Annotated in this window: 9 protein-coding genes; 8 read left to right on the top strand and 1 reads right to left on the bottom strand. The window is 70.4% G+C overall.

Annotation, left to right across the window (positions count from 1 at the left end):
- Positions 1 to 4: 4 nt before the first annotated feature.
- Positions 5 to 1,354 carry a M23 family metallopeptidase gene (locus tag VFR64_01060; GenBank protein HET9488331.1) on the bottom strand — a complete coding sequence of 450 codons (1,350 nt, stop codon included), beginning with the start codon at positions 1,352 to 1,354 and terminating at the stop codon, positions 5 to 7.
- Between the two features lie 72 nt (positions 1,355 to 1,426).
- On the opposite strand from VFR64_01060, the gene nuoL reads away from it, so the two are divergent.
- Genes nuoL through VFR64_01020 form a run of 8 tightly spaced genes read left to right on the top strand, consistent with a single transcriptional unit; the run spans position 1,427 to position 12,234 of the window.
- The gene (gene nuoL / locus VFR64_01055; protein HET9488330.1) at positions 1,427 to 3,298 is read left to right on the top strand and encodes an NADH-quinone oxidoreductase subunit L; all 1,872 of its coding nucleotides are present in this window, start codon (positions 1,427 to 1,429) and stop codon (positions 3,296 to 3,298) included.
- A complete protein-coding gene (locus tag VFR64_01050; protein HET9488329.1) occupies positions 3,295 to 4,812 on the top strand; it encodes an NADH-quinone oxidoreductase subunit M in 1,518 nt (505 codons plus the stop codon). The genes nuoL and VFR64_01050 overlap by 4 nt, the downstream gene beginning before the upstream one ends.
- Positions 4,809 to 6,251: an NADH-quinone oxidoreductase subunit N gene (locus VFR64_01045; GenBank protein HET9488328.1), complete on the top strand. Its 1,443-nt coding sequence runs from the start codon at positions 4,809 to 4,811 to the stop codon at positions 6,249 to 6,251. The genes VFR64_01050 and VFR64_01045 overlap by 4 nt, the downstream gene beginning before the upstream one ends.
- Before the next feature lie 30 nt (positions 6,252 to 6,281).
- The gene (locus VFR64_01040) at positions 6,282 to 7,094 is read left to right on the top strand and encodes an HAD-IIA family hydrolase (protein ID HET9488327.1); all 813 of its coding nucleotides are present in this window, start codon (positions 6,282 to 6,284) and stop codon (positions 7,092 to 7,094) included.
- Positions 7,073 to 8,695 carry a glycerol-3-phosphate dehydrogenase/oxidase gene (locus VFR64_01035; GenBank protein ID HET9488326.1) on the top strand — a complete coding sequence of 541 codons (1,623 nt, stop codon included), beginning with the start codon at positions 7,073 to 7,075 and terminating at the stop codon, positions 8,693 to 8,695. Before VFR64_01040 ends, VFR64_01035 begins: the two co-directional genes overlap by 22 nt.
- 60 nt (positions 8,696 to 8,755) lie before the next feature.
- Complete coding sequence (locus tag VFR64_01030; protein HET9488325.1) at positions 8,756 to 9,571, top strand: glycerophosphodiester phosphodiesterase family protein; 816 nt, start codon at positions 8,756 to 8,758, stop codon at positions 9,569 to 9,571.
- 34 nt (positions 9,572 to 9,605) lie between these two features.
- Positions 9,606 to 11,111, top strand: a complete 1,506-nt coding sequence (glpK, locus tag VFR64_01025; protein ID HET9488324.1) for a glycerol kinase GlpK — start codon at positions 9,606 to 9,608, stop codon at positions 11,109 to 11,111.
- Between the two features lie 13 nt (positions 11,112 to 11,124).
- Positions 11,125 to 12,234, top strand: coding sequence for an extracellular solute-binding protein (locus VFR64_01020; GenBank protein HET9488323.1), 1,110 nt, complete (start codon positions 11,125 to 11,127; stop codon positions 12,232 to 12,234).

Below are 12,234 nucleotides of genomic sequence, written 5' to 3'. Positions count from 1 at the left end.
GGGCCTAGCGAGAACCTGCCGCGGCGGCGGTGACGCCCGCGCTGGCCAGCGGCGCCCCGATCCGATCGCGGATCCACTTGGCGTCCCACCACTCGAGCGGCGTCACCGAGATGCCGTGGACGAGGACCTCGTAGTGCAGGTGGTCGCCGGTGGCGAGACCGGTGGTGCCTGTGCGGCCGATCTGCTGTCCCCTGGCCACCTGGTCGCCGACTTTCACCGCGATCGACGACAGATGGCCGTAAAGGGTCATGAGGCCCAGCCCGTGGTCGATGATGACCGCGTTGCCGTAGATGGTGAGCGGGCCGGCGAAGAGGACCACGCCGGTGTTGGCAGCGGGGACGGCCGCCTGCTTGGTGGAGGCCAGGTCGTAGCCGAAGTGGATCTGGGTGTCGATGGTCCGCCCCTGGTACCGGTAGGTCCGCGTCTCGGCGAAGTTCGAGAAGACCTTCGTGTTCTTCGGCTGCACGAAGGCCCCGTTCCACAGGGGTCGGTCGGCGGTGCCCCTGGCCAGGCGCCGCTTTTCCTCCTCGGCCTGCCGACGCTGATCGCGATTGATCACCAGGAAACCATCCACGAGCGGCTGCCCGGCCGGGTGCTGAGGCAACAGCTCCGGCACCTTGACCTGCAGCAAGGCCTCGCTGACGTCGATCGTGTCACGGCGGAACCGCCGGGGCAGCACTTCCGTCGCGATCCCGCGGGCCGCGGTGTTGCCGGCCTCGTCCAGGGCGTTGACGGTCAGCGGGCTGCCCCCGGCGAAGTTGTGAGGCAAGGCGAAGAGTCCGACCCGGGTGCCGGGAGGCCCGTACGCGAACGTGGGGAAGCTGAACGTGCCCACCCGGATGTCGGCCCGGGTCGCGTCGCCGGCGCGTAGCACGACCAGCCCGGCGCCACCCGGCGCCACGTAACGGGTGTTGGCGATGATCTCGAGCTTGGGCGGCGTGAAATCGACGACCACCGGATAGCTCGCGGCCGCGCGTGGAGTGCGCGGCAGCGGCCGCCAGAAGTCGTCGCCCGCCCAGACCTCCAGCCGGCCCGCCCCCTCTTTGATGTCGGCCCCCGGCGCCAGCGTCGCCGCCAGCTCCAGCCGTGGCGCCGGCTGGCCCTCGTAGCGATTCACGACGGTGACGGCATCGCCCTGCACGAGGCGGAGCTCGGCGCCGGCGACGTTGCCGCGCGCCGCCTCCAGCAGGAGCTTCACCGACGTGCGCGTGCCGACCGCGCGGGGGGGCGCACCGGTGACGCGGACGCCGGGCACGAATTGCCGCCAGATCAGGTAGGAAACGCCCCCCATGACGGCCAGGACCAGGACCACGAGCAGGAGCAACCCGAGCTTTACGCGAGACCGCCGGGGCACGATGCATCATAGCACGCCGCGTCTCCGGCTCCGTTGCTTGACACCGCCACCCCCGGTGGCTAGAGTGACGCGGTGTCCACGGCGGTCTGGTTAGTTCCCGCATGTCCGCTGCTCGGCGCGCTGCTCAACATCCTCGGGGGACGCTTCATCGGCCGGCGCGCCCACTGGATCGCGGTTCCCGCGCTCGCCGCCTCCTTCATCGCTGCCTGTGTCGTGTTCGCCCGCGTGTGGCGGGCTCCGGCAACGACCACCGCGCTCTTTCCCTGGATCGCCGCCGGCGAGTTCGAGACCTCGGTGAATGCGCTGGTCGACCCGCTCACCGCGGTCATGCTGCTCGTCGTGACCGGCGTCGGCTTCCTCATCCACGTGTATTCGGTCGGCTATATCCACGACGATCCGGGCTACGCCCGGTACTTCGCGTATCTGAACCTCTTCGTGTTCTCCATGACGATGCTGGTGCTGGCCGGCAACTTCCTGATCCTCTACGTGTTCTGGGAAGCTGTCGGCCTGTGCTCGTATCTGTTGATCGGGTTCTGGTACACGCGCCCGGCCGCGGCCCAGGCCGGCAAGAAAGCGTTCGTCGTCAACCGGGTCGGCGATTTCGGCTTCGGCCTCGCCGTGATGTGGCTGTGGGTGTCGCTCGGGACCCTGGACTACGGTGAGGTGTTCGCCCGGGCCGGTGACCTTCCACCGGCTACGGCGACGGGGATCGCGCTCCTGCTGTTCATGGGCGCCTGCGGCAAGTCGGCCCAGCTCCCGTTGCACACCTGGCTGCCCGACGCCATGGAGGGGCCCACCCCCGTGTCGGCGCTGATCCACGCGGCCACCATGGTGACCGCCGGCGTGTACATGGTCGCCCGCAGTCACACCATCTTCCAGCGCTCCGGGGTTGCCCTGGAGGTGGTCTTGTGGGTCGGGGTGGCGACGGCGCTCTTCGCGGCGACCGTTGCGCTCGCGCAGACGGACATCAAGCGGGTGCTGGCCTACTCCACGATCAGCCAGCTCGGCTACATGTTCGCGGCGGTCGGACTGGGCGCCTACGCGGCCGGCATCTTCCATCTGGTGACGCACGCGTTCTTCAAGGCCCTGCTCTTTCTCGGCGCCGGCAGCGTGATCCACGGCCTCGGCGGCGAGCAGGACCTGCGCCGGATGGGCGGTCTGGCCCCCAAGATGGTCACGACCACCATCACCATGACGGTGGGGGCGGCGGCCCTGGCCGGGGTCCCCCCGCTGGCGGGGTTCTTCTCCAAGGACGAGATCCTGCACGCCGCATTCCTGCACGACCCGGCGGTCTGGGTGCTGCTGCTCCTGGGCGCGTTCCTGACCGCCTTCTACACCTTTCGATTGATCTTCCTCGCCTTCTTCGGGCCCCCGCGGATGGCCCGGGAGGTGGTGCACTACGTCCACGAGTCGCCAGGCGTGATGACGCTGCCCCTCGGGGTGCTGGCCATCCTCACCTTCGTGGCGGGCTGGGCCGTCGGCGTGCCCTCGGCGCACGGCACCCGCTTCGAGCGGTTCCTGGCTTCCGTCTTCCCGGCGCACGAGGCCGCGAGTAGCGGCATGCTGACGCTCGGGCTGGGCATCCTGAGCGTCGCGGCGGTAGCCTCCGGGATCGTCGTCGCCTGGTTCCGTTACCTGGCGACGCCCGTGCGGGCGGACAGCATCGGACGCCCGCGCTCGGCGGTGCACGCGCTGCTGCTCAACGCCTATTACGTCGATCAGCTCTACGACCGGGCCATCGTCCGTCCCCTGCAGGCGCTCTCGGTGTTCCTGGCGCACCGGGTGGACCTCGGCATCATCGACGGCATCGTGAACGGCGTGGGCCGGGCCGTGGTGGCCGGAGCGGCGGCGGGCCGGCGCCTGCAGACGGGGTACGTGGTGAACTACGCCGTGACGATGCTCGTCGGCGCGGTGGCCCTGGTCGGCTTCCTCCTGATGCGATGACGCCGGGGCTCCTGACGGCGGTGACGTTCCTTCCGGCCGCGGGCGGGCTCGTCCTGGCCTTCGTCCCGCGTCGACGGCAAACCCTGCTGCGCGGCGGGGCCCTGACCGTAGCCCTGGCCACCTTCGTGCTGTCGGTGCCGCTGTACCTCGCCTTCGACGGGGCGTCCGCCGACCACCAGTTCGTGGAGCACCTGCCGTGGATTCCCACGCTGGGCGTCGGCTACCACCTGGGCCTCGATGGCATCAGCCTCCTCCTCGTGCTCTTGACGACGTTCATCACCCCGCTGGCCCTGGGCTCCGCCTGGCGCGCCATCGACGACCGGGTCAAGGAGTTCGTGGTCACCATGCTGGTGCTGGAGACGGGGATGGTGGGCGTCTTCGTGAGCCTCGACCTGTTCCTCTTCTACGTGTTCTGGGAAGCCATGCTCATCCCCATGTACGTGATCATCGGCGTCTGGGGCGGCGCCGAGCGCATCTACGCGGCCGTCAAGTTCGTGCTGTACACGATGGCCGGGTCGCTCCTGATGCTGGTGGCGATCCTGGTCCTCTACTTCCAGCACGGCGCCGCCACCGGCACGTACACCTTCGACGTTCCCACCCTGGCCCGGTGGGTCGTCCCGCCCGGGCCGACCCAGAACCTCATGTTCGCGGCCTTCGCCCTGGCCTTCGCGATCAAGGTCCCTCTGTTCCCGTTCCACACCTGGCTGCCCGACGCCCATGTGGAGGCCCCCACGGCCGGATCCGTCATCCTGGCCGCGGTCCTGCTCAAGATGGGGACGTACGGCTTCTTGCGCTTCTGCCTGCCCTTCTTCCCGGACGCCAGCCTGACCTTCGGTCCGCTGATGTTCGCGCTGGCCGTCGTTGGCATCGTCTACGGCGCCTGGGTGTCCACCGTCCAGCCCGACCTCAAGAAGCTCGTCGCGTACTCGAGCGTCAGCCACCTGGGCTTCGTCGTGCTGGGCATCTTCACGCTCAACGTGCAGGGCATGACGGGCGGCCTGATCCAGATGGTCAACCACGGACTGTCCACGGGGGCGCTGTTCCTGCTGGTCGGCATGATCTACGAGCGCCGCCACACGCGCCGCATCGCCGACTTCGGCGGCCTGTGGCAGGTGATGCCGGCGCTGTCCGCGGTGTTCCTGGTCGCCGCGCTGTCCTCCCTGGGGCTGCCCGGCCTCAACGGGTTCGTGGGCGAGTTCCTCGTCCTGGTCGGCGCCTTTCAGGTCAACCGGCTGCTCGCGGCGGTGGCTACCACGGGCATCATCTTCGCCGCCGTCTATCTGCTGTGGATGTACCAGCGGGTCTTCTTCGGCGAAGTCCAGCACGAGGACAACCGCCGGCTCCCCGACCTCGACCGGCGCGAGTGGGCCCTCCTGGCGCCCGTGGTGGTGCTGATCGTTTGGATCGGCGTCTATCCATTGACGTTCACCGGGCCCACCGAGGCCTCGCTGAAGGCGCTCATCGCCCAGGTGGAGTCCAAGACCGGCGGGACCCGCGCCGCCGCGAGTCGATGACCCCGATCGCCGCGCCTCCCATCGCGCTCGGCACGGTCCTGCCCACGCTCATCGTGCTGGGGACCGCCGTGCTGGTGCTGCTGGCGGATCTCCTGCCCCCCCGAGACCGCAAAGCGCACCTGGGGTTGCTGGCGCTGGCGGGCTTGATCGGCGCGCAGCTGGCGACGCTGGCGGTGTGGGGCGGCCGGGGCCCGGGCTTCCGGGGCATGATCGTCCTCGACAACTACGCCCTGTTCTTCCACCTGGTGGTGACGTATGCGGCGGCGCTGGCCGTGCTGATGTCGCTGGACTACCTGCGCCGCGCCGGCGCGGACTCGGCCGAGTACTACGCGTTGGTGCTCTTTGCGACCTCGGGCATGCTGCTCCTCGCCTCGGCCAACGACCTCATCGTGGTGTTCCTGGCCGTGGAGCTCATGTCGCTGTCCCTCTACGTGCTGGCCGGCGTCTTCAAGCGGCGGCGGGACGCCGGCGAGGCGTCGATGAAGTACTTTCTGCTGGGCGTCTTCGCCTCGGCGTTCCTGCTCTACGGCATCGCGCTCCTGTACGGGGCGGCGGGCTCCACGAACTTCGATCGCGTCGCCGCCACGCCGCGCACGCCGCTCGTCCTGATCGGCCTGGGCCTGCTGCTGGTCGGCTTCGGCTTCAAGATCTCCTCGGTGCCGTTCCACATGTGGGCGCCCGATGTCTACCAGGGGGCGCCGACCAGCGTCACCGCCTTCATCGCCACCGGCTCCAAGGCCGCGGTGTTCGCGGCCCTCATCCGGCTGGTGGTAGCCGGGCTGCGCACGGTCCAGGCCGACGCCACCCCGGTGTTCTGGGCGCTGGCCGCGCTCACCATGACGGTCGGCAACGTCGTGGCCATCGCCCAGTCCAACCTCAAGCGCATGCTGGCCTACTCCTCGGTGGCCCACGTGGGCTACATGCTGGTGGGGGTCGTGGCCGGCGGGCCGTCGGGCGCCGGCGCCGTGCTCTTCTACCTGCTCGCCTACACCTTCACCACGGCCGGCACGTTCGGCGTGATCGCCCTGTGCGAGCGGGCCGGCGAGGAGGCGGTCAACGTGCGAGACTATGCCGGGCTCGGCCGGCGACACCCCGTGCTGGCCCTGGCCCTGAGCCTGTTCCTCCTCTCGCTGATCGGCATCCCCCCGCTGGCCGGCTTCGTGGGGAAGGTCTATCTCTTCGGGGCCGCCGTCCGGGCAGGATTCGTCTGGCTCGCCGTCATTGCGGTGCTGAACTCCGCGCTGGCCGCCTACTATTACCTGCGGGTGATCGTTCAGATGTACATGCGCGAGCCCGAAGGCGCCACCGCCGCGCCGACGCCGTCGTTCGCCGGCGTGCTCGGATTGACCATCGCGCTGGTCGGCATCGTGCTGCTCGGCGTCGTCCCGGCGCCCTTCGCCGACCTCGCGGCGGCCGCGGTCGCTCCGCTGCTGCGCTAACGGCGTCGGGATGGCCGGTGGGCGCTCGCCGTGACCGCGCTGTTCCGGCAGCTCCCCCACCGCGGCTGGCTCTTCGACCTGGACGGTACCGTGTACCGGGGCGACGCCCTCATCCCCGGCGCCGCTGACGCGATCCTGAGCCTGCGCGAGGCCGGCCGCCGCGTCGCCTTCCTCTCCAACAAGCCGCTCCAGACGCGCGCGGATTACGCCGGCAAGCTGACCGCGCTGGGCATCCCCACCCGGGCCGAGGACGTGATCACGGCCACGCTGGTGTTGGCTCGCCACCTCCACGCCCTCGATCCGGGGGCGCCGGTCTTCGTCATCGGGGAGCCGCCGCTCATCGCCGAGCTGGCGGCGCACGGCTTCGAGGTGCGCCGGGACCATCACGTGCGCTGGGTGGTGATCGCCTTCGACCGCACCTTCGACTACGCCAAGCTGAACACGGCCCTGCAGGCCGTTCGCCGCAGCGGTGCCCGGTTGATCGCCACCAATCCCGACCGCACCTGTCCCACCGAGGACGGCGAGATCCCGGACTGCGCTGGCATGATCGCCGCGGTGGAGGCCGTCACCACGCGAGTCGTCGACATCGTCGTCGGCAAGCCCTCCCCCATCATCCTGGACGTCGCGCTGGCCGCCCTGGACGTGCCGGCGACCGATTGCGTGATCGTGGGCGATCGCATCGAGACGGACATCGTGATGGGCAAGCACCGGGGGCTCGCGACCGTGCTGGTGCTGAGCGGTGTCACGGGCGGCGACGATCCCCGCATCGCCGAGGTGGCGCCGGACGCCGTGATACGATCCATTCGGGACCTTCTCGAGCCATGGCGCGGGCAATCGAGCTGACCGATGGCGACTACGATGTCATCATTCTCGGCGGCGGCGTGGCCGGGGCCGGCGCCGCCCGTGACCTCGCCCTGCGCGGCGTGTCGGTGGCCCTGCTGGACAAGGGGGATTTCGCCTCCGGCACGACCTCGCGATCCTCGAAGCTGATCCACGGCGGTCTCCGCTACCTCGAGCTGTTCGACTTCGGGCTGGTGCGGGAGTCGCTCCGCGAGCGCGAAACGCTCAGGCGGCTGGCTCCCCACCTGGTGCGTCCGCTGCCCTTCCTGGTGCCGGTGTACCGAGAGTCCTCGCGCAGCGTCATCAAGGTGCGGATCGGGCTGCGGCTGTACGACTGGCTGGCGCCGCGGCGCGGGCGCGAGCGCTCCCGCGTGCTGGCCCCGGTCGACGCCCTCAGTCTGGAGCCGGCGCTGCGCGCCCGCGATCTCAAAGGCGCCGGCTACTACTTCGACGATCTCCTGCTGTTTCCCGAGCGGCTCTGCCTGGAGAACATCCTGTCGGCCTGCCGTCACGGGGCCCGGGCCTTCAACTACGCCGAGGCCGAAGAGTTCCTGCGCGACCGCCACGGAGGCCTGGTGGCCGTCAAGGCGCGTGACCTCCTCACCGACCGGATGGTCACCTTGCGGGGTAAGGTGATCGTCAACGCGACGGGGCCGTGGGTGGACCTGATCCGCCAGCGGGCCGGCATCACCGAGCGCGGGGCCCGGATCGTGAGGCGGACGAAGGGAATCCACTGCTTGCTGCCGCGGCTCAGCGAGCGGGCGATCTATCAGAGCACGAGTGACGACCGCATGATCTTCGTGATTCCGTGGCGCGACTTCTCGCTGGTCGGCACCACCGACACCGACTTCGACGGCGACCTCGACAGGCTGGCCGCGACGCGGCAGGAAGTCGAGTACCTGCTCGGCGAGGTGCGCAAGACCGTGCCCGACCATCGCGTCAGTCCCGAGCAAGTGGCCTACACGTATGCCGGAGTCCGGCCGCTGTCCTGGGAGGAGGGCGGACGCGCCTCCGACGTGTCTCGGGTCCACCGGATCGTGCCGGAGGCGGCCGGCACGCTGCTGTCGATCACCGGAACCAAGCTCACCTGCTACCGGAGCCTGGCCGCGGAGCTCGGCGATCGAGTCCTCAGAACGCTGGAGCGTTCGGTCGCCGGTCGGACGGACCGCCTCATGCTCGATGGCGTGGATGGCGAGGTGGGCCGTGTGGAGACCCGGACCTGGCTCGACGTCACGCCGGAGATGGCCGCCTCCGGTCTGGGTCGCGAGACACTGGAAGTGCTGGTGGCGACCTACGGTCGCGGCTACCGGCGGGTCATGGAGCTGGCCGGTAAGGTGCCGGGCGGGGCGGAGCTGCTCTGTCCGCAGAATCCCGAGATCGTGGCCCAGCTCCACACCGCGGTGCACGACGAGCTGGCCGCTTCGCTGCAAGACGTGCTGCTCCGCCGGACCGGGATCGGTACCAGCCGCTGTCAGGGTCTCGACTGCGCCGAGGCGATCGCGCGGCGCATGGCCCAGCTGGCGGGATGGACGCCGCGGCGCCTGCAGGCCGAGCTCGACGCCTATCACGCCCACGTCGCACGCGCCCGGCGCTTCCGCGACTAGGCCAGCACCGCGCGTGCTGACGACCGATCGGCCCGACCTCGCCAGGCGAATACCGGGACGATGATGAGCGGGCTCGCCCTGTTCGGTCTGACGCTGGGGTCCGCGCTCCTGCCCGCGGGCGGGGCCGGCCCCCGGGTGGCGGCTCACCGGGGCGGCGCCCTCCTGTGGTTGGAGAACAGCCTGGCCGCCTATCGCAACGCGCTCGCCCTGGGGGTCGACGACGTCGAGACCGACGTGCACCTGACCGCTGACGGCGAAGTCGTGGTGCTGCACGACGCCACCCTGGACCGCACGACCAGCGGTACGGGAGCAGTCGGCCGGACCCGCCGCGCGGATCTCCTGCAGTGGCGGCTCCGGGCCCCGGACGGAAGCCTGACCGAGGAGCCCATCCCCGCCCTTGGCGATCTCCTCGAGATCGTGGCCCCGAGCCGGGCCGGCCTCTTGCTGGAAATCAAAGTCGACGAGCGCGGCCGGCGGTATCCGGGTATCGAGGAGCGCGTGCTGGCCCTCCTCGGCGAGCACGGGCTCGCCCGGCGAACCCTGATCATGGCCTTCGAGCCGGCGACCCTGCGCCGCGTGCGCGACCTGGACGCGACGGTGCGCACGGTGCTCCTCGTCGAGCGGGGCGGGGTCGGGTGTGAGCGGGTCGCTCCGGGGGCGACGGTCGCCCGGGCCGTCGACCTGGGCGCGGCCGCCGTCGGCGTCGACCACCGGCTCATCGATGTCGCGATGGCGACGGCGGCTCGGCGGGCTCGCTTGCTGCTGGCCGCGTGGACGGTGAATGCGGAGGCCGATCTCCGCCGGGCCATCGGACTGGGGGTGGACATCGTCATCAGCGATCGACCCGACCTGGCTCTGCGCGTGGTCGGCCGATGACAGCAGGCGGCCTGCCGCCGGCGCCGAGGCTCGGATGACGCGGCCCTACGTGCTGGCCCTCGACCAGGGCACATCCGGCTCGACGGCGCTGATCGTCGATCCCGAGGGTCGGGTGCGGGCCCGCGGCTACGCGGAGCTCCCTCAGCACTTTCCCCAACCCGGGTGGGTCGAGCACGATCCCGCCGAGATCTGGGAGACGACCCAGCTGGCGGCCCAGGCCGCTCTCAAGACCGCCGGCGTCGCCGGCCGTGAGGTGGGGGCGGTCGGGATCACCAACCAGCGGGAGACGACGCTGCTGTGGGAGCGGGCGAGCGGCACGCCGGTGCACCGGGCGATCGTGTGGCAGTGCCGGCGCACGGCCGAGATGTGCGATCGTCTCCGCCGAGACGGTCACGAGGCACGCGTCCGCCGGACCACCGGCCTCGTCCTGGATGCCTATTTCTCCGGCACCAAGCTGCGCTGGCTGCTGGACCACGTGCCGGGAGCGCGGCCGCGGGCCGAGCGCGGCGACCTGGCCTTCGGCACCGTGGACAGCTGGCTGCTCTGGAAGCTCACCGGAGGCGGGGTCCACGCCACCGACGTGAGCAATGCGTCTCGAACGCTCCTGTTCGATCTGGGCAAGGTCGACTGGAGTCCGGAGATGCTCGGCGTGCTCGGCGTGCCGGCGTCGGTCCTGCCCCGGGTGCAGTCGTCGGTGGGGAGCTTCGGCGAGAGCGTCGAGCTCGGGTGGCTTCCCCGAGGGGTGCCCATCACCGGCATCGCCGGCGACCAGCAGGCCGCGCTCTTCGGCCAGGCCTGCTACCAGCCGGGCATGGCCAAGAACACCTACGGCACGGGGGGCTTCGTGCTGCTCAACACCGGTGACGCGCCGGTGGCATCCGGGCACGGGCTGGTCACGACGATCGCGTGGCGCATCGGGTCGACGACGACGTATGCTCTCGAGGGCAGCATCTTCATCGCCGGGGCCGCCGTGCAGTGGCTCCGCGACGGGCTCGGGGTGATCCGCACGGCAGCCGAGAGCGAGGCGCTGGCCGGATCGGTGGCTGACACCGGTGGCGTGTACTTCGTCCCGGCCTTCGTCGGCCTGGGCGCGCCCTACTGGGACATGTACGCGCGGGGCACCGTGGTGGGCTTGACGCGTGGCACGACGGCCGCCCACCTGGTGCGGGCGGCGCTGGAGGCGATCGCCTACCAGAGCCGCGACGTGCTGGAGGTGATGGCGGCCGACGCCGGGTTCCCGGCTCGCCAGCTGCGGGTGGACGGCGGGGCGGCGGCCAACGATTTCCTCTGTCAATTTCAGGCGGACATTCTGGGCATTCCCGTGCTGCGGCCGGCGGTCGTCGAGACCACGGGACTCGGCGCCGCCTACCTGGCCGGCCTGGGCGCCGGCCTCTGGAGCTCGCTCGACGCGCTGGCCGGGCGGACGACGATCGCGCGCACGTTCGCCCCCGCGATGGATGCGGCCGCGCGGGCCGAGCGCTACGAAGGCTGGCGGCGAGCCGTGGAGCGGGCGCGGGCCTGGGCGCGTGCCCAAGACTAGGAGGAGACAAGCGATGCGACGATTCGGGATGCTCGTGCTCGCGGTGTTGCTGGTGCTCGGGGCCGTCTCGGCGGCGGTGTCTGCTCCCATCGAGGACGAGCTCGTGCTCATCACCCCGGTGTCGAAGTTCATCCACGACGCCGCCCTCAAGGCCTTCGCCGACTACGCCCGGCAGACCTGGAACGTCAACGTGAAGGTCAACGCGATTCCGGCCGGCACGCCGATCGCCTACGGACGCATCGTCGAGTGGAAGGGCCGGCCGGAGGCCGACATCTTCTGGGGCGGCGAATCGGCGCTCTTCGAGAAGCTGGTCGAGCAGAAGCTGCTCCAGAAGGTCGGGATCGGGCGCGAGGCCTGGGACTCCATCCCGGCCTCGATCGGCAAGCCCAAGCCCGTCCCCCTCAAGGACAAGGACGGCTACTGGGTGGGCACCGCCCTCGAGCCGTACGGGCTGGTCTACCATCCTCGGCGGCTGCAGCGGCTGGGTGTCCCCGAGCCCAAGGACTGGGAGGATCTCCTGCATCCCAAGCTCCGCGGTGAAGTGGCCCAGTGCGCCCCCACCCGCTCCTCGTCGTCGAATGCGACCTACGAGGTGATGCTCTCCATGCTGGGTGAGGAGAAAGGCTGGGCCTGGCTCAAGCGCCTGGCCGCCAACACCGGGCACTTCACCGCGCGCAGTCGTGACGTGCCGAGCGTGGTGGCCAAAGGCGAGTACGCGGCGGGCTTCGCCGTGCCTTCGTACATGGCGTTCGAGGAACGACTGGCCGGCTTCGACATCAAGTTCGTGGCTCCCAAGAACGCCTTCGTCACGCCCGAACCCATGGCGATCCTGGCCGGCGCCCGTCATCCCCAGGCGGCCCGCGCTTTCGTCGAGTTCCTGCTCACCGAGCGCGGCCAGAAGGTCTTCATGGAGCGCGGTCTGTTCCCCATCACGCCCCGCTTCCGCGTCCAGGGACCGCCCGGGTCCACGGCGGAGAAGGCCGTGGAATTCACCGGCGGTGTGCGGTCGTACTTCGACGGCGAGGTCGCCAACGTCTATGACGAGGCGGTGGCGGCCAAGCGATCGGAGACGCTCAAGCAGCGGTTCCGGGCCGAGATCGAGGCGGTGTGGAAGAAGCCCTGA

The sequence above is a fragment of the Candidatus Methylomirabilota bacterium genome (assembly GCA_035709005.1).
GTDB lineage: Bacteria > Methylomirabilota > Methylomirabilia > Rokubacteriales > CSP1-6 > 40CM-4-69-5.
The sequence above is the reverse complement of the archived record's forward strand: the minus strand, read 5'-3'. Positions and strand labels throughout refer to the sequence as shown.

Bases quoted from the DNA above. Each gene is read 5' to 3' on its own strand.
- VFR64_01050 (HET9488329.1), top strand. From the start codon at position 3,295: ATGACGCCGGGGCTCCTGACGGCGGTGACGTTCCTTCCGGCCGCGGGC.
- VFR64_01045 (HET9488328.1), top strand. From the start codon at position 4,809: ATGACCCCGATCGCCGCGCCTCCCATCGCGCTCGGCACGGTCCTGCCC.
- VFR64_01035 (HET9488326.1), top strand. From the start codon at position 7,073: ATGGCGCGGGCAATCGAGCTGACCGATGGCGACTACGATGTCATCATT.
- VFR64_01030 (HET9488325.1), top strand. From the start codon at position 8,756: ATGATGAGCGGGCTCGCCCTGTTCGGTCTGACGCTGGGGTCCGCGCTC.
- glpK (HET9488324.1), top strand. From the start codon at position 9,606: ATGACGCGGCCCTACGTGCTGGCCCTCGACCAGGGCACATCCGGCTCG.
- VFR64_01020 (HET9488323.1), top strand. From the start codon at position 11,125: ATGCGACGATTCGGGATGCTCGTGCTCGCGGTGTTGCTGGTGCTCGGG.